Genomic DNA, 17,874 nt, shown 5'->3' on the forward strand with positions numbered 1-17,874 from the left:
GACTCCGGCCGCCCGTCATCAGGCGCTGGTCAGGCGCCGACGGTTCGGCCAATCGGAGGTAACTTATGTGATCATTCTGGTCAGGTCCACTGAATTGATCACGTCGGAGTGTCGAGCTCCCACTCATCCACGTCAAAGTGCCCAGGCTGGGACATTCGTCGCTCTCTGGTTTCTGGAGGCTGCTTGCGGCCATTGGCACGGGGCTGTTGGCACCCCTTCCCTCTCCTGACGAGAGCGGACCGACCGACCGCCTCAAAGCCCACCACGGCCGACCCGACGGCGATTCAGCCAAGCGAGGCGGAGCCACGCGGGCGGTCCTTCCGTTTCTGATGGCGGGTCTCGTGGAGCCTCTGCTGGGCCGGCCTCTAGGACTTGTCCCTCAACCAGGCCTTCGAGTCCCTGTGCCAGCACGCCCGGCACCACCACATCCTGCTCGCGGGGTGGCCTGGGACGTCATCGACAACGGCCTTACCCCCGCGCAACCTTCGGTGTCTCACATGGGACTCCTGTGAAGGTACGGGCTTGCGGGGCCAGCGACACCTTCCGGTGCGACGGCCCCGCGGTCAACCCCTCTGCATGCGTGGGTGGTTACCAGCCGACGGCGACCAGCAGCCACTGCGGGTTGCTGTGGGAGATGAAGGAGGATTGCCCGGCCACGTCGTCGTAGGGGAAGCCGTAGGCCAGGTGGTTGATGGCGTTGTCGTGCCAGAACTTGGCGTAGTAGTTGGCCGGGGCGGCCTTGTAGTACTGGCTGGGGTCGGACTGCTGGGAGGCCGGCAGTGTGGCCACATGGCGGTTGAGGGCCGCGCACATGTCGGGGTTGGCTGCCAGCGAGGCGGCGCAGCCGAAGATGTCGGAGGTGGCCGCGTTCACGCCCACGGACTGGGCGTAGGAGGTGCAGTAGTTGGCGTTGGCGCCGCCCGCGCGGAAGCTCGGGTCGCTGCCGGGCGCGATGATCCGGTACGGGGTCTGCGTCTGGGCCAGCACCTTGAACTGGTCCGGCACCGCGTTGCTGAAGCGCTGGAACGTGGCGGCCCGGTCCTCGGCGAAGGTCTGCCGGTTCTCGCCGACCTCGACGTCGTAGCCGTCCTTGGCGTGCAGCCGCATGGCCAGTTTGAGGCCGAAGGCGTCTACGCGTGTGGTGTTGCCGTTGAAGACGTTGTTGCCGACCGTGAACTCGATGAAGTCGTAGTAGGAGCTGTTGGGCGAGCCGAGGTAGAAGTACATGCGCCCTGCGGAGTTCGCCGGCATGTCGAGGTAGGGCTGTTCGGCGATGGAGTGCACCTGGCCGTTGAAGCTCCAGTAGACCTGGCTGTCCGGGTACTTCCCGTTGGTGCGGTTGAGGATCTTGACCTCGACGGCGTTCTGCGCGGGCGGAATGTCGCTGGTGCTTCCCCAGAAGTCGTCCGGCGGGGTGGTGCCGCCGCCGGGGCCGTAGACCTGGAACTCCCAGAGGGAGTAGCCGTATTGGGTGGCTCGTGCGGTTCCGTAGAGGCGGATGTAGCGGCCGCTGCCGGTGACGGTCAGGTTCTGGGTACCGCCGGTGGCGGTGGTGGTGGAGTAGACCGTCGTCCAGGTGGCCGCGTCGGTGGAGGTCTGAATCTGGTAGGCCTTGGCGTAGGCGGCCTCCCAGGTGAGGGTGACCCGGGTGATCTGCTGGACGGAGCCGAGGTCGACCTGGAGCCATTGGGGATCGGCGAAGCCCGAGGACCAGCGGGTACCCGGGTTGCCGTCAACCGCTGCGGCTGCGGGGAAGGAGGCGTTCTCGGTCGAGGACGCCGTGACGGGCCGCCCTTGGGACAGCAGCTGGTCGTCGGCCCGTGCGAGCGAGGGCGTCAGGGCGACGAAGCAGGCTGCGAGCAGGGCGATGACCAGGCACAGAGCCGTGCGGGAGAGCGCCACACGGGCCGTTGGTCTGCGCGTGAGCACACTGAGAGAAGTCTGCATGGGGGTCTCCGGATGCCGAGTGGGCGGAGCGTGGGGGGCGGGAGGAACAGCAGGCGTGAGAGCGCTCTCGGGGTTTGTACTCTCGCCTCTGCTCGACGTCAACAACTGAAGGTGAGGCGGGCGGAGTTCACAGGAAGGGGATGGGCGCACACCTGCGCCTATTGCGAAGAGGTCACGCACAGCACTGCGGGACCTCTTCGGGACCCGATCAACTGGCCGATCCCAAGCCCTCTCCACTGTTCACGACTTGACGTGTCTGGTACAGACCTTTAGGTTCCGGCCGACGGGCTTCATGAACGCACCCACGCTTTACACCAGTTGTACTGGTGTGCCGTTCCCGTGCCCCTTTGTTCACGAAAGGCTGTGATCGTTCTCCATGGCCGGACAACCCCCCACACATTTCACCGCGTTACGGTGCAGCCTCGCCGTGGCCGCGCTCGCACTCTCGGTCTGTCTTCCGACCGCCTCCGGCGCAACGGCCGCCCCCCGGAAGGCAGACGCCCAGTGCTGGGCCACGCACTACGGGCCCCAGCCACCGGGCGCCCTCACCGCCGACGGAGAACTCTTCGACAACAACGCGGACACCGCCGCGACTTCCGTCAGCCGGCAGCCCCAGTTGCCGTTCGGCACCCGGGTCCAGGTCACCGATGTCGGCAACGGCAGGTCCCTGGTCGTACGCATCAACGACCGGGGCACCTTCGTCCAGACGCCCCAGGAACCCAAGTGCCTCGACCTGACCGACGGGGCCTTCGGGCGGCTCGGGGGAAGCCTCGATCCTGACGCCGCTCACATCGTCGTCACCCAACAAGTTCTGAACTGAGAGCGCCGTTCACCGCACCTCGCCAAGGCAGTCGCGCTCGCCCCCGGTCCATCCCGCGCCGTACCCGACCGTCACCCCTCACCCGTCACCCGTCACCCGTCACCCGTCACCCGTACGACAAAACCAAGGAGCGATCTCACCATGTCCACCTCCCACGTCAGACGGCTCTTCTCCGGGCGCATGGCTTTCGGCCGGCTCGCGGTCGGTGCCCTTCTCGCCGCGGTTCTCGCCGCACTCTTCACCTCCGCGCCCGCCCACGCCGCCGACGGTCAGATCACCGGACTCGCGGGAAAGTGCGTCGATGTGGCCGGGGCGAACAGCGCCAACGGCACGTTCGTCCAGCTGTACGACTGCAACGGCACCGCTGCCCAGCAGTGGTCCAACCCCGGTGACGGGACTCTTCGGGCTCTCGGCAAGTGTCTGGACGTCGTCGACCGCGGCACGGCCGACGGCGCGGCCGTCCAGTTGTGGGACTGCTCGGGAGGGACCAACCAGCAGTGGGTGGTCACCGCGGCCCATGACATCGTCAACCCGGCCGCGAACAAGTGCCTCGACGTGCGGGACAACAACAGCGGCAACGGCACCCGTCTGCAGATCTGGAGCTGCACAGGTGCGGCGAACCAGAAGTGGAACGCCCCGGCGAGCGGGGGTGGCAACACTCCGTCTGGATTCGTCGTCTCCGAGGCCCAGTTCAACCAGATGTTCCCGAACCGGAACGGCTTCTACACCTACGGCGGCCTCGTCCAGGCCCTCGGCGCCTACCCGGCCTTCGCCAACACCGGCAGCGACACCGTGAAGAAGCAGGAGGCCGCAGCCTTCCTCGCCAACGTCAGCCATGAGACCGGCGGATTGGTGTACGTCGTCGAGCAGAATACCGCCAACTACCCCACCTACTGCGACTGGAGCCAGTCGTACGGCTGCCCGGCAGGCCAGGCCGCCTACTACGGCCGCGGCCCCCTCCAGCTCAGCTGGAACTTCAACTACAAGGCCGCCGGCGACGCACTCGGCATCGACCTCCTGGACAATCCCTGGCTGGTGCAGAACGACGCCTCCGTCGCCTGGAAGACCGGCCTCTGGTACTGGAACACCCAGTCCGGCCCCGGCACGATGACCCCGCACAACGCCATGGTGAACCAGGCCGGCTTCGGCCAGACCGTCCGCTCCATCAACGGCTCTCTGGAGTGCGACGGCAGGAATCCCGCCCAGGTGCAGAGCCGCGTCGACGCCTACCAGCGGTTCACGTCGATTCTCGGCGTCAGCCCCGGCGGCAATCTGTACTGCTGATCAGACCCCGGTCACTTGGCGCTCTGAAGAGATCCGGCGCCGGGGACATCCTCCGGTGCGGTCTCGGTGAACGACATCTCCGGCGGCGGGACGCGGAACATCCGGGTCAGGTAGGCCAGGTACACCACGCCGAGGCTCAACCAGACCAGGCCCAGGGTGAGCGCCCTGCCGTCGAGGTGGAACAGCAGGTAGAGGTCCACGACCGCGCCGACCGCGGGGGCGACGACGTACGACAGCGGGCTGGGGGTCTCGCCGGCGCGGCGGGCCCGTACATAGGTGGCGAGCACGGAGACGTTGACGAAGGTGAAGGCGGTGAACGCGCCGAAGTTGATGAAGGATGTCGAGGTGGCCACGTCCAGGCGCAGCGCGATCAGGCCGACCGCGCCGGTCAGCAGGATGTTGAGCGCGGGGGTGCGGTAGCGCTCGTGAAGGCGGGCGAAGACCTTGCGCGGGAGGGCGCCGTCGCGGCCCATCGCGTACAGCAGGCGTGAGGTGCTCGCCTGCGCGGCGATGCCGGACGCGAACTGCGCCACCACGAGCCCGGCCAGGAACACCGAGGAGAACAGGTCGCCGCCGATGGTCTTCGCGATCTCGAAGGCGGCGGAGCTGGGGTCGTCGAAGGCGCTGCCCGGATGGGCGAGCTGGGTGGTGTAGGCGACCAGGACGAAGATGCCGCCGCCGATCAGCGCGGTGAGCAGGATCGCGCGCGGCATGGTGCGCTTCGGGTCGACCGTCTCCTCCGTCAGCGTGGTGACCGCGTCGAAGCCGAGGAAGGAGTACGCGGCGATGGCGGCACCCGCCGAGATGCCGACGGCGGTCGTCGCGCCGTTGGCGAAGGGTGTGCTGCTCACCAGCGCACCGGCGCCGCCCGTGTGGAAAACGTGACGCACCGAGAGGACGACGAAGATGCCGATGACCAGCACCTGGAAGACCATGAGCAGGTCGTTGACGCGCTCGGCGGCCTTGATGCCACGGATGTTCAGCGCTGTGGTGACGGTGACGAAGCCGATGATCCATGTCCAGTGCGGCACGCCCGGGAACTGGGCCTGGAGGTAGGCGCCGCCGATCAGCCAGATGACCATCGGCAGGAAGAAGTAGTCGAGCAGGGTCGCCCAGCCGACGAGGAAGCCGAGCCGCCCGTCGATCGCCTTGCGGACGTAGGTGTAGGCGGAGCCGGCCACGGGATACGCGGCGGCCATCTTGCCGTAGCTGTGGGCCGTGAACAGCATCGCGACCAGGGCGAGCAGGTAGGCGGTCGGAACCGCGCCGCCGGTCTCGGCGGCGACGACGCCGAAGGTGCCCAGCACGATCAGCGGGGTCATGTAGGCGAGACCGAACAGCACGACGGCTCTGAGGGTGAGGGTGCGCGCGAGGACGGGCGCGCCGGTGGCGTCGTTGGCCATGGAGGGGCTCCGGGGAGATACGGGCGGGGACGGAGAGCAGCGGGTGAGAGCCGAGGTGTCAGGCTCCCGGACGCCAGGTGCGCGGGTCGATGCGGCCGCCGTACAGCGGCAGCTCGATGGGGGCGTCGGTGTCCGTGAACTGGTCCCACATGCGGTTCACGCCTGCGGTGCCGTACGTCCGGACGCGGGTCACGTCGTCCAGGTCGATCACGTCGGTGAGGATGGTGCTGCCGCCACCGGGCACCTCCGCCCGGATCCGGCCCTCGGGGTCGACGACCAGGCTGTGCCCGCTGCCCACGGGGCCCGCGGTGTTCACGCTGACCACGTGCACCTGGTTGACGATGGCGTTGGCGCGGGCCAGGACGACCTCCTGCGCGCGGTCGGCGGTCGTGGTCATCACGGGGTTGACGATGACCTCGGCGCCCTGCCACGCCAGGTGGCGGGCGACCTCCGGGAACCAGGCGTCGTAGCAGATCGCGAAGCCTATCCGCCCCGCCTCGGGGACGTCGAAGACCACGAACCGGTCGCCGGGATCGTAGGGCTCGCTCGGCCGCCAGGGGAACACCTTGCGATACCAGGCCGCCAGACGCCCCTGCGGGGAGAAGGCCAGGGCGGTGTTGAACAGCTCCCCGGCCGGGCCGCGCTCGCACACCGACCCCGGCAGCAGCCAGATGCCCAGGTCTCCGGCCAGCGCGGCCAGCTCCTTGACCCGAGGGCCGTCCAGGGGCTCGGCGATCTCCCGCAGCTGCTCGTGCGCCTCGGCGCCGAGAGCGTCGACGCCGCACAGGTGCAGCTCGGGGAAGACCGCCATCCGGGTGTGCGGGAAGCGGGCGAGGATGCTCTCCGCCTCGGCCGCGAAACCAGCGAGCGGGGTATGCGCGGGCCGCGGGGGGAGCTGGGCGAGAGCCAGGGGCAGGGGGCGGGACATGAACGGGAAACTAGTTCAATATGAGCAGTTAAACAAGAGTGCTCAATATGAGCTTTTTTCGGCGATGGCCGACGGGGCTGGTTAGGGTGACGCCATGCCCGGCAGCGACAACTCCCCGACCACCGGCCTCACGGCCCCCGAACTGAGCGGTGTGCGCAGGCTGTCCGCGCTGGAAGCGGTCCGGGCCCGGATCGCTCTCGCCGTCGACCTGGGCCTACTGGCCCCCGGCGAGCGCCTGCCAGGCACCCCACAGGTCGCCCAGGCCCTCGACGTCAGCGAGATCACCGCCCGTCGCGCCCTGGTCTCCCTGTGTGCCGACGGCGTACTGGAGCGCCGCCGCGGACGCGGCGGGGGCACGCTGGTCGCCGCGCACCCCACCCCCGGGACCGTCCTCACCACGGACGCGTTCCGCACGGCCGGCGACGCCGTGCACCGGCTGATCGACCACCGGCTCGCCCTGGAATGCGGCATCGCCCACCTGGCGGCGGTCCGGGCCTGCGACGAGGACATGGCGGAACTGCGGGAACTCGTCGAGGAGATGGACCGCGCGCCCAGCTGGGCCGAGTTCCACGGCTACGACGAGCGCTTCCATCTCCGGCTCGCCGAGGCGACCGGCAGCCCCTCGATCACCGGTCCCTACGGCGCGGTCCTGCGCGAGCTCTACCGCTACTACCTGCCCTACCCCATGGACGCGCTGCGCGCTTCCAACCGCGAGCACCGCGACCTCCTCGACGCCCTGCGCCGGCAGGACACCGCCGCGGCGGGCGAGGCCGCCCGGCACCATGTGGAAGCCCTGCACCAGACCATGTTCGTCGGCCTGCTCAGCGCGTCCGCCGACACCGGAACCGCCGGCACGAGCAACTGAACCCGTCCTGCGTCGACTTGTCGCCCAGGGAGGGTTCGCTCGACAGCACCTCGGCCGACCGGGCCCAGCCGTTCCAGCTCGTTCACAACGGCGACGGCACGGTCGGCCCGCCGGTCTCCGCCACGGGTACGTACGTGACCGCCGAGGACGCCGGCGCCTCGGCCCCGATCACCCACCGCACGGCCATCGGCCCGTGGGAGAAGCGCACCCTGATCACCGGCCGGTACGGACCGGAGCGGCCGGCACGTCTCGCTGGGCCACCGGGCCGGGCGCGATCAGGAACATCCGCGACGTCCCTTGATCTCGACGCGGGGAGGCAAGAGGATCTCCTCAATTCACCTTCACAGCTGAGGAGTTGGAGTGCACAGCACGCTCTCGTCGCCCGTCCCGCACAAGGAATCCGCTTCCCACCAAACGAAGCGACCCCGCAAGAGGATCCGCCGGTCCGCGCTCACCGGCGCCCTAGCCGCCGCAGCCCTCGTCATCGCGCTCCCGACCGACGCGAACGCCAACGTCCTCACCCTCCTGCCGCAGAACGCCGACGGCTTGGAACAGACGTTCTCCCCCGCCTACGACTACGACGGCGACGGCTGCTACGCCACCGCCGCGATCGGCGCGGACGGCACCATCAATCCCGGCCTGTCGCTGGGCGGAGACGTGAACGGCCACTGCCACGATCCCGCCCAGCTGGCGAACGCCAACACGTACTCGCGCGAGAAGTGCAACAACGGCTGGTGCGCCGTCATGTACGCCAGCTACTTCGAGAAGGATCAGGCCACGCTGGGGCCGGCAGCCATCGGCCACACCCACGACTGGGAACACGTCATCGTGTGGATCTCCAACAACCAGGTCCAGTACGTCTCTGTGTCGCAGCACTCCTCGTACCTGGTGAGCCCGAGTTCATCGGTTCGCTTCGACGGGACCCACCCGAAGATCGTGTACCACAAGGACGGCGTGTCGACCCACGACTTCCGCTTCGCGAACACCAACGACGAGCCGCCGGAGAATGCCACCGGCGGCTGGTTCTACCCGCGCCTCGTCGGCTGGGAGGGCTATCCGGCCGGCTACCGCGACAAGCTCATGAACGCCGATTTCGGCGAGGCCACGATCAAGATCAAGGACGGCTCCTTCAACGACAACCTCGCCTACTCCAAGCCCTCCGGAATCCCATTCGACCCCTACGCCTGAGACATCGATGTCACGCTGAGGCAGCCGACAGCTGGGCGCATAGTCCCAAAAGTCCAGGACACCGTCAGGCTCCCTCGCTGCGCGGACCTGCCCGATCACAGCGACCCCATGACGTGCTTGATGCAGGTGCAGGAGTGAGACGCGGCTCGGCGGGGATCAGCCTCCGCGGGGATCGCCTCCGGGCCCGGTGACTCCGAGGTGGACGGGGTCGAGCCGTCGGCGTCGTCCATCACGAGGCGGGCCCCTCCGCATCCGTCAGCGTCGCGAAGGCCGCGTGGGCGAAGTCGAGGACGCCGATCTCGTCGCGCGCCGCCTCCGGCAGGCGGGCGTAGGTGAGCCGCAGGGCGCGCAGCACGCCCACTCCCGCGCGGGCCAGGACGGACGCCCGCAGCACGCTCTCCGGCGCGGCCGGGTCGGCACCGTCCACCGTCATGCGGTCCAGGAACGCCGATGCGACGGCTTCCTCCAGGTCGAACAAGAGAAAACGTTCGCCGCGCCCGGACGGAGCGGTCGACAGGGGCTGCGGTCCGGCGAGGAGGATCCCGGCGGCCCAGTCATCGCGAACGGCGAGCTCCAGAACGGCGTTACGCAGGGCCGCGAGGGGTGATTCGCCCTGCGGGCGGGCCCGGATCGCCTCCTCCAGCAGCGGGATGAAGTCCCGGACGTGCTGCAGGATCAGGCTCTCCTTGGAGGGGAAGTAGCGGAAGAAGGTCCGCTCCCCCACGCCCGCGGCGGCGGCGATGTCCCGCACGGTCGTCGCCTCGTAGCCGTTTTCCTGGAACAGCCGCGCCGCCGCGTGGATCAGCGCCTCATGCGTGCGCCGCTTGTTCTGTTCCCTGCGTCCCGGTTCTGTCGCGCTCTCCACACCCCGAGTATCCCAGCCCCGCGAAAACTTGGCAGCCCTGCCACTTTGTTATTGTGGCAGGACTGCCACTTTTTGGGACCGCTTTCTCACCATGGAGCGCCATGCCCGCCTTCCTTCACCGCCTCGGGCGCCTCGCCTTCCGCCACCGACGACGCATGCTGGCCCTGTGGTTGGCGCTGGTCGCGGCCGCCGTGGTCTGCATGACGGCCTTCGGCGGCACCGGCAAGCTCGACAACACCTTCTCGATCCCAGGCTCCGAGTCCCAGCGGGCCCTGGACCGGATGAAGACCGACTTCCCCACCTTCTCCGGCACGAGCGCGCAGATCGTGTTCACCGCGACGGACGGCCAGAAGGTGACCGACCCGGCCGACAGCGCCCGTATCCGGGCCGCTCTTGACTCGGCCGGGTCCGCGCCCCAAGTCGCCAAAGTGGTGAGCCCGTTCGACGCTCACACCCTCTCCGCCGACGGCACCACCGCCGTCGCACAGGTGCGCTACGAGGTCCCGCAGAGCGCGCTGGAGCCGAACGCGCTGGACGAGCTCAAGTCCGCCGTGGCCGGGGCGAACCAGCAGGGCATGCGGGTCGACGTCGGCGGCTCCGCGTTCGGCAACGCCCCGTCGCAGTCCCACAGCAGCGACATCATCGGCATCGGCGTCGCCCTGGTCATCCTCACGCTGACCTTCGGCTCCCCGCTGACCGCCAAAATCCCCGTCGTCACGGCGCTCTTCGGTGTGGCCACGGCCATCTTCGGTGCGCTGTCTCTCACCGGAACCGTCTCGATCTCCTCGACCGCGCAGAGCCTGGCCCTGATGATCGGGCTCGCGGTCGGCATCGACTACGCCCTGTTCATCGTCAGCCGTCACCGGTTCCATCTCGCCCACGGCATGGAGCCGGAGGAGTCGGCCGCGCTGGCGGTGGGCACGGCGGGCAGCGCCGTGGTGTTCGCCGGGCTGACCGTGGTCATCGCGATGACCGGCCTCACCGTCGTCGGCATCCCCTATCTGACGGCCATGGGACTGGCGGCCGCCGGTGCGGTGCTGATCGCCGTACTGGTCGCGACCACGCTGCTGCCGGCGATCCTCGGCTTCGCCGGCGCGCGCCTGACGCCCAGGCCGGGCTCCCGCGCGATGCGCCGCGAGCGCGCCGTCGGCGGTGCGGGCGAGGACGCCGTCGGCGCCATCGGCGAGAACGCCGTGAGGGGTACTGACGGCAACGCCGTGAGCGATACCGGGAAGAACGCCATGAGCGGTACCGACGACAACGCCGTGAGCGATACCGGGAAGAACGCCATGAGCGGTACCGACGACAACGCCGTGAGCGATACCGGGAAGAAAGCCATGAGCGGTACCGACGACAACGCCGTGAGCGATACCGGGAAGAAAGCCATGAGCGGTACCGACGGCAACGCCGTGAGCGATACCGGCGAGAACGTCTCGGGCACGGCCGCCAACGCCGCCGAGCGCTGGTTCCGGCTGGTCACCCGCCGCCCGCTGCTGACCCTGGTCGCGGTGGTCGCCTCCCTCGGCGCGCTGGCCTGGCCCGCCCACGACATGCGCCTCGCCCTGCCCGACAACGGCACCGCGCCCAGCTTCTCCTCACAGCGCATCGCCTTCGACAGGGTCGGCGAGAAACTCGGCCCCGGTTTCAACGGCCCGCTCCTCGTGCTGGCCGACACCAGCCACAGCTCCGACCCCACCACGGCCGCCCAGCGGGTCGCCGCCGCCATCGGCGCGCTGCCCGGCGTGGCCACCGTCGGCAAGCCCGTGGCCAACCCGGCCACCCACACCGCGCTCATCCAGGTGATACCGGACAGCGCGCCCAGCGATCCGGCGACCAAGACGCTGGTCAACACCATCCGCGACGACCGGCCCGCGATCCTGCGGGACACCGGCGCCACCGTCCAGGTCACCGGCAGCACGGCCGTGAGCGTCGACGTCGCCGCGAAGCTGAACTCGGCGCTGGTCCCCTTCGCCGCCGTCGTGATCGGGCTGTCGCTGCTCCTGCTGCTCCTGGTCTTCCGCTCACTGGTGGTGCCCCTCAAGGCCGCAGCGGGCTTCCTCCTCTCGATCGCGGCGACCCTCGGCGCGGCGGTCGGCGTCTTCCAGCTGGGCCACCTCGGCAACCTGATCGGTGTGGACACCACCGGACCGGTCAGCAGCTTCCTGCCGATCATCCTGCTGGCCGTGCTGTTCGGCCTCGCGATGGACTACGAGGTCTTCCTCGTCTCGAGGATGCGGGAGTCCTACCTCCGCACCGGGAATCCGCTGGGCGCGGTGCACAGCGGCGCGCGGCACAGCGGGCGGGTCGTGACGGCCGCGGCCCTGATCATGACCTCGGTCTTCGCCGCCTTCCTCACCTCCGTCAGCACGATGCTCAAACAGATCGCCTTCGCACTCGCCGCCGGTGTCCTGCTCGACGCGTTCGTCATTCGGATGACCTTCGTCCCGGCCGTCCTGGCACTGACCCGGCACGCGGCCTGGTGGCTGCCGAAGTGGCTGGAGCGCCGCCTGCCCGACCTCGACATCGAGGGCGACCGGCTCGGCCCCGCCCACACCGCGGCCGTACCGGAATCCGTACCCTCACCGCGTCGAGGGCCGGCTGACGACACCTCACTTCCGTCCCACCGGATCCGGTGATCCGGTGATCCGGTGGGACGCAACGGCGGCCGACGGTCCTACGGGATCGCCTCCCCCGCGACGACGATCTCCGCCACGCCGTCCCGGTCCGTGCTGACTTCGCGGTCCTTGCTGATCTCCCGGTCCTTCGTGACCTCCCGGTCCCTCTTGAACTGAGTCCGGTACAGCTCCGCGTAACGGCCCTCCGTCGTGAGCAGTTCCTCGTGGGTGCCCCGCTCCACGATCCGCCCGGCCTCCACGACGAGGATCACGTCGGCGGTCCGCACGGTGGACAGCCGGTGCGCGATCACCACGGCCGTACGCCCTTCCAGCGCCTCGGTGAGCGCCTCCTGGACGGCCGCCTCCGAGGTGTTGTCCAGATGGGCGGTGGCCTCGTCGAGGATGACGACACGCTGGCGGGCCAGCAGCAGCCGGGCGATGGTCATTCGCTGGCGCTCGCCGCCGGAGAGACGGTAGCCGCGCTCGCCGACCACGGTGTCGAGGCCGTCGGGCAGGGAGCGTACGAGGTCTTCGAGGCGGGACCTGCGCAGTACGTCCCACAGGTCGTCCTCCGTCGCGGCGGGGCGGGCCAGGAGCAGGTTGGCGCGTACCGAGTCGTGGAAGAGGTGACCGTCCTGGGTGACCATGCCGAGGGTCTCGCGCATCGACTCGGCGCTCAGGTCGCGGACGTCGACGCCGCCGATGCGGACGGTGCCCTCGTCGGTGTCGTACAGGCGCGGCAGCAGTTGGGCGATGGTCGACTTGCCGGCGCCTGAGGAGCCGACGAGGGCGACGGTCTGGCCGGGCTCGGCGCGGAAGGACACACCGTGCAGGACCTCGGCGCCGCCCCGGGTGTCGAGGGCGGCGACCTCCTCCAGGGAGGCGAGGGAGACCTTGTCGGCGGAGGGGTAGGCGAAGCGGACGTTCTCGAACTCCACGGCCGCCGGGCCATCCGGGACCGTACGGGCGTCCGCCTTCTCCTCGATGAGCGGCTTGAGGTCGAGCACCTCGAAGACGCGCTCGAAACTCACCAGGGCGCTCATGACCTCGACACGCGCCCCGGCGAGCGAGGTGAGCGGCGCGTACAGGCGGGTCAGCAGCAGCGCCAGTGAGACGACGGCACCCGGCTCCAGGCTGCCGCGCAGCGCGAACCAGCCGCCGAGCCCGTACACGAGCGCGAGGGCCAGGGCGGAGACCAGCGTGAGGGCCGTGATGAAAGCCGACTGCGCCATCGCCGTACGCACGCCGATGTCCCGCACCCGCCGGGCCCGCTCCGCGAACTCCGCGGACTCGTCCTCGGGCCGCCCGAAGAGCTTGATGAGCGTGGCGCCGGGCGCGGAGAACCGCTCGGTCATCCGGGTGCCCATCGACGCGTTCAGGTTCGCCGCCTCCCGTTGCAGACGTGCCATCCGGCTGCCCGTCCGCCGCGCGGGCACCACGAACACCGGCAGCAGCACGAGCGCGAGCAGGGTGATCTGCCAGGACAGGGTGAGCATGACGGCGAGGGTGAGCAGCAGGGTGACGAGATTGCTGACGACTCCCGACAGCGTGTTGCTGAAGGCGCGTTGGGCGCCGATCACGTCGTTGTTGAGTCGACTGACCAGCGCGCCCGTACGGGTACGTGTGAAGAACGCGACCGGCATGCGCTGCACATGATCGAACACAGCCGTCCGCAGATCGAGGATGAGCCCCTCGCCGAGCGTCGCCGACAGCCAGCGGCCGAGGAGCCCGAGCGCCGCCTCGGCGAGCGCGATGAGTGCGATGAGCACGGCAAGGCGGATGACGGTGGCTTCGTCGCCGCCGGACACGATGGCGTCCACGACGCGCCCCGCGAGCACCGGCGTCGCGACGGCCAGCAGCGCGGTCAGCACGCTGAGGACCACGAACTGGCCGATACGTCGGCGGTGCGGACGGGCGAAGGCGGCGATGCGACGCAGGGTCGCGCGGGCGAGGGGACGGCGCTCCTGCTGCGCGTTCATGACGCTGTACAGCTGGGTCCAGGCTGTGCTCTCCATGCTCATGGGAGTGACCGTAGGACCTCAAGCATCGTTGAGGTCAATGTTTCCTGGACGAAGTCCACGCACACGAGGGAAAGCGCGCGGGAACACACCGGGGAACGCGTCGGAGAACACAGTAAGGAATCCATGACGGCACCCACGACGGCGACGACCCCTCCCGCACCTTGCCCGGCACGTCAGCCGCCGGACGCGCGCCCGCAACCCCCCGTTGGCGCGGCGTGGAGAACCTCTCCCGATGTGACAGCGGTTCGACTTCCCCAGAAGCTTCCCCAGGGGTTCCCCCAAGGATCCCGACGCTTCCCGCTCAGGTCGGTCCTGTGCCTGATCCCGCTCGCCCTCGTCCTGGTCGTCGCGGCACGGCATCGGTCCGTCCTCATGGAGGGCTTCGGCCAGCTGCGCTCGGCCGAGTGGCCGTGGCTGCTGGCGGCCGCCGTGGCGACCTGCCTGACCTGGGTCGCCGCGGCCTCCGCCCGGCAGGGCGCGGTCATGCAGCGACTGCCCGCGCGCCGGCTGCTCGCCACCCAGTTCGCCGCGGGCGCGGCCAACCACCTGCTGCCGACCGGGCTCGGCGCCGGCGCGGTCAATCTGCGCTTCATGACCGTGTGCGGCGTCCCGCTCGCCCGCTCCTCCGCCGCGCTCGCGCTCTACATGCTCGCGGAGTCGATCGCCCGGCTCACCCTCCTGGTGGGCCTGCTCATCGCGTTCCCGGGAGCCCTGCACGTCGGATCCCTCCTCCCCTCCGGCGCGATCGGCCCCTTGCTGCTCGCCGCGGGAGTGGTCCTCCTGGCCGCGGTGGCCACGCTTCTTCTCGTACGACGGCTGCGCGGGGCCGTGTTCTCCTTCCTGCGCACCGCGCTCGACGAGGCCCGCTCCGTGCACTCCCGTCCGGCCCGCGCGCTCGCCCTGTGGGGCGGATCGCTCGCCTTTCCGCTGCTGCAGGCCGCCGGGCTGACCGCGGTCGGTCAGGCGATGAACCTGGCGGTGCCGCCCCTGCACATGGCGCTCGCGTATCTGGCGGCGACGGCGGCCGTCGCGATGGTGCCCACGCCGGGCGGCATCGGTTCGGTGGAGGCGGCGCTGATCGTCGCGCTGGTGGCGGCGGGCGGCCCGGTGGCCGTGGCGACGGCGGTCGTGCTGGCGTACCGGATCATCACGGTGTGGGTGCCGCTGCTGCCCGGGGCGCTGACGCTGGGGGCGCTGGTCCGTCTGAAGGTGATCTGAGCGGCACGGATCCGCGCCGCCGGCAGCCGCGGAGTAACCTCCCCGTGCGCCGCTCGGCAGAAGGCGTACATGGCCGGGAGAAGGGGACAGCACGATGTCGGTCCGGATCGAACGCCAGGGGTACGTCACCACGGTCGTCCTCTCCCGCCCCGCCGCCCGCAACGCCGTGGACGGGCCGACCGCCGCCGCACTCGCCGACGCCTTCCGGGCGTTCGAGGCGGACGAGACGGCCCGGGTGGCGGTGCTGTGGGGCGAGGGCGGCACGTTCTGCGCCGGCGCGGACCTCAAGGCGATCGGCACCGAGTACGGCAACAGGGTCGCGCAGGACGGTGACGGGCCGATGGGGCCCACCCGGCTGCGGCTGTCCAAGCCGGTCATCGCGGCGGTCGCGGGGCATGCCGTGGCCGGCGGCCTGGAACTGGCGCTCTGGTGCGATCTGCGGGTCGCCGAGCAGGACGCCGTCTTCGGCGTCTTCTGCCGCCGCTGGGGCGTCCCGCTCATCGACGGCGGCACCGTACGGCTCCCCCGTCTCATCGGCGCCAGCCGTGCGATGGACCTGATCCTCACGGGCCGCGCGGTCCCGGCCGCCGAGGCGTACGAGATGGGCCTCGCCAACCGGCTCGTGCCGACCGGCCGCGCCCGGGCCGAGGCCGAGGAACTCGCCGCGGCCATCGCCGAGTTCCCCCAGTCCTGCCTGCGCAGCGACCGCGCGTCGGTCCTCGACCAGGAGGGCCTGGTCGAAGAGGCGGCCATGCGTGTCGAACTCCGTTATGGCATGGACGTGTTGGCCGAGGGCATGGAGGGCGCCGCCCGCTTCGCGTCGGGAGCCGGGCGGCACGGCTCGTTCACGACGAAGCGGTGACGGGTCGACAGATGTGGTCCAGAGGCGTCATGTACGGGTGTGCCGGAAACGTGTGGGCCCGGTAACGGACGTACCCGTGAGTACGGCAGGATGAGAGACCGCCTCGGACGACGAACACACGTCCGGGCGTGATCGTGCATTCCCGGATTCGAGCAGGTGGCAAGTGACGACACAGCACATCCGGCCCGCGGGCCTTCCCCTCCGTCGCTCGGGAGGCGGCCGGTGAAACACTCCCTCACCCTGGACGACCTGATGATGGCCGGGATTCCCGTGGTGGCGGGTCTGCTGGCGGCGTTCCTGCTGCGCATGCTGCTGCGCTGGCTCGGCAAGCACGCCTCGCGCACCCGGTGGAGCGGTGACGACTTCATCGTCGACGCGCTGCGCACGCTCGTCCCCTGGGGAGCGATCGCCGCGGGTGTCTCGGCGGCGGGCGCGGTGCTTCCGCTGACGGCTCCGGTCGGACGCAACGTCAACAAGGTCCTGACCGTCGTCCTCATCTTCGTCGCGACCCTGACCGCGGCCCGGGTCATCACCGGCCTCGTCCGGTCGCTGGCCCAGTCCCGCTCGGGTGTCGCGGGCTCGGCCACCATCTTCGTCAACATCACCCGGGTCGTGGTGCTGGCGATGGGCTTCCTCGTCATGCTGCAGACGCTGGGCATCTCCATAGCCCCGCTGCTCACGGCCCTGGGTGTGGGCGGTCTCGCGGTGGCGCTCGCCCTTCAGGACACGCTCGCCAACCTCTTCGCGGGCGTCCACATCCTCGCCTCGAAGACGGTCCAGCCCGGCGACTACATCCGCCTCAGCAGCGGCGAGGAGGGCTACGTCGTCGACATCAACTGGCGCAACACGACGGTCCGCCAGCTCTCCAACAACCTGGTCATCATCCCCAACGGCCAGCTCGCGGGCACCAACATGACCAACTTCAACCGCCCCGAGCAGCAGATGACCCTCATCGTCCAGGTCGGGGTCGGCTACGACAGCGATCTGGAGCACGTCGAGCGCGTGACCACCGAGGTCGTCACCGAGACGATGACCGAGATCACCGGTGCCGTCCCGGACCACGAGCCCGCCGTCCGCTTCCACACCTTCGGCGACTCCCGCATCAGTTTCAGTGTCATCCTCGGCGTCGGGGAGTTCAGCGACCAGTACCGGATCAAGCACGAGTTCATCAAGCGCCTGCACAAGCGGTACCGGGACGAGGGCATCCGGATTCCGGCGCCCACGCGGACGGTGGCGCTGCAGCCGGGCGGGGCGGAGCTGCTGGAGGCGGGCATCCCGCACCAGCGGGCGGCCACGTCGGGAAGGTAGCGCCGGGCGAGGGCGAGCCCCACCCGGCTCCCCGGCCCGTGTGCCGTCGTAGCCCGGTCCGTGTGCCGTCAGAGGGTGGCGGTCGAGTCGGGGTAGTGGCCGGGCTCACGGTTGCGCGGCGCGAGCGGGCCCGGGGGGGCCGGGGCGACCGGCCAGTCGGGGTGGTTCGGCATGGGGCGTCTTCGTGCCGTACGGCCAGTCCCGCAGGAAGCCGGAGCGGTCCTGCCCCGAGACCTCGGAGGCGATGGCGATGCAGTCCCCGGTGAGCGAGCCGGGCCACCGCGCTCGGAGACGGTGCGGGCCGAGTTCGGCTGGGCGCAGACCGCGAATCCGCTCACCACGGGGCTCGCTCGACGGGTGCGGGCTGGACATCCGTTCCGTGCGGGTCGGCGGCCGCACGGCGATATTCGAACAGATAGGCGAAATACTGCGGGTCACCCCGGCGCGGCCGCCGGGGCCGTCACTCGCGATGGCGGGCGGACCCCTGTCGAGTCGGGGTCGCTCACGAGATATCTTGATGTCGAGCAATGTTGCAGACGTGGAGCGGAGC

13 protein-coding genes are annotated in these 17,874 nt (G+C 69.9%); 8 read left to right on the forward strand and 5 right to left on the reverse strand.

All coding sequences use genetic code 11. From position 1 onward, the window contains the following. Nucleotides 1–588: 588 nt before the first annotated feature. Nucleotides 589–1,947, reverse strand: a complete 1,359-nt coding sequence (locus ACIQTP_RS05695) for a beta-1,3-glucanase family protein (RefSeq protein ID WP_403396628.1) — start codon at nucleotides 1,945–1,947, stop codon at nucleotides 589–591. Nucleotides 1,948–2,374: 427 nt separating this feature from the next. On the opposite strand from ACIQTP_RS05695, the gene ACIQTP_RS05700 reads away from it, so the two are divergent. Both ACIQTP_RS05700 and ACIQTP_RS05705 read left to right on the forward strand, forming a co-directional pair. After that, nucleotides 2,375–2,767, forward strand: coding sequence for a septal ring lytic transglycosylase RlpA family protein (locus ACIQTP_RS05700; protein ID WP_403396630.1), 393 nt, complete (start codon nucleotides 2,375–2,377; stop codon nucleotides 2,765–2,767). Between the two features lie 180 nt (nucleotides 2,768–2,947). Next, nucleotides 2,948–4,051, forward strand: coding sequence for a glycoside hydrolase family 19 protein (locus ACIQTP_RS05705; protein ID WP_403397265.1), 1,104 nt, complete (start codon nucleotides 2,948–2,950; stop codon nucleotides 4,049–4,051). Between the two features lie 11 nt (nucleotides 4,052–4,062). Here the strand turns inward: ACIQTP_RS05705 and ACIQTP_RS05710 are convergent, their stop codons facing one another. Together ACIQTP_RS05710 and ACIQTP_RS05715 are read right to left on the reverse strand one after the other, a co-directional pair. After that, nucleotides 4,063–5,454, reverse strand: coding sequence for an APC family permease (locus ACIQTP_RS05710; RefSeq protein ID WP_403396631.1), 1,392 nt, complete (start codon nucleotides 5,452–5,454; stop codon nucleotides 4,063–4,065). Between the two features lie 58 nt (nucleotides 5,455–5,512). After that, entirely contained in the window at nucleotides 5,513–6,382 is an 870-nt protein-coding gene (locus tag ACIQTP_RS05715) for a carbon-nitrogen hydrolase family protein (protein WP_403396633.1), read from the reverse strand. Between the two features lie 94 nt (nucleotides 6,383–6,476). On the opposite strand from ACIQTP_RS05715, the gene ACIQTP_RS05720 reads away from it, so the two are divergent. Together ACIQTP_RS05720 and ACIQTP_RS05725 are read left to right on the forward strand one after the other, a co-directional pair. Beyond that, nucleotides 6,477–7,247 (forward strand): FadR/GntR family transcriptional regulator, encoded by a 771-nt coding sequence (locus ACIQTP_RS05720; RefSeq protein WP_403396635.1) that lies wholly within the window; start codon nucleotides 6,477–6,479, stop codon nucleotides 7,245–7,247. 435 nt (nucleotides 7,248–7,682) lie between these two features. Then, a complete protein-coding gene (locus tag ACIQTP_RS05725; protein ID WP_403397267.1) occupies nucleotides 7,683–8,435 on the forward strand; it encodes an NPP1 family protein in 753 nt (250 codons plus the stop codon). 229 nt (nucleotides 8,436–8,664) lie between these two features. Here ACIQTP_RS05725 and ACIQTP_RS05730 read toward each other — a convergent pair whose 3' ends face one another. Beyond that, entirely contained in the window at nucleotides 8,665–9,300 is a 636-nt protein-coding gene (locus tag ACIQTP_RS05730; RefSeq protein WP_403396637.1) for a TetR/AcrR family transcriptional regulator, read from the reverse strand. Between the two features lie 101 nt (nucleotides 9,301–9,401). Here ACIQTP_RS05730 and ACIQTP_RS05735 point away from each other — a divergent pair, with 101 nt between their 5' ends. Beyond that, nucleotides 9,402–11,936, forward strand: a complete 2,535-nt coding sequence (locus ACIQTP_RS05735; RefSeq protein ID WP_403396640.1) for an MMPL family transporter — start codon at nucleotides 9,402–9,404, stop codon at nucleotides 11,934–11,936. Between the two features lie 38 nt (nucleotides 11,937–11,974). Here ACIQTP_RS05735 and ACIQTP_RS05740 read toward each other — a convergent pair whose 3' ends face one another. Beyond that, the gene (locus ACIQTP_RS05740) at nucleotides 11,975–13,930 is read right to left on the reverse strand and encodes an ABC transporter ATP-binding protein (protein ID WP_403397270.1); all 1,956 of its coding nucleotides are present in this window, start codon (nucleotides 13,928–13,930) and stop codon (nucleotides 11,975–11,977) included. A gap of 240 nt (nucleotides 13,931–14,170) precedes the next feature. On the opposite strand from ACIQTP_RS05740, the gene ACIQTP_RS05745 reads away from it, so the two are divergent. From ACIQTP_RS05745 to ACIQTP_RS05755, 3 genes are all read left to right on the forward strand, one after another. After that, complete coding sequence (locus ACIQTP_RS05745; protein WP_403396642.1) at nucleotides 14,171–15,154, forward strand: YbhN family protein; 984 nt, start codon at nucleotides 14,171–14,173, stop codon at nucleotides 15,152–15,154. Between the two features lie 94 nt (nucleotides 15,155–15,248). Then, nucleotides 15,249–16,016, forward strand: a complete 768-nt coding sequence (locus tag ACIQTP_RS05750) for a crotonase/enoyl-CoA hydratase family protein (protein WP_403396644.1) — start codon at nucleotides 15,249–15,251, stop codon at nucleotides 16,014–16,016. 222 nt (nucleotides 16,017–16,238) lie between these two features. Continuing rightward, entirely contained in the window at nucleotides 16,239–17,324 is a 1,086-nt protein-coding gene (locus ACIQTP_RS05755; RefSeq protein WP_403396646.1) for a mechanosensitive ion channel family protein, read from the forward strand. Nucleotides 17,325–17,874: the final 550 nt, after the last annotated feature.

It is taken from the genome of Streptomyces sp. NPDC090798 (genome assembly GCF_044768965.1).
In the GTDB taxonomy this organism is placed as follows: Bacteria; Actinomycetota; Actinomycetes; order Streptomycetales; family Streptomycetaceae; genus Streptomyces.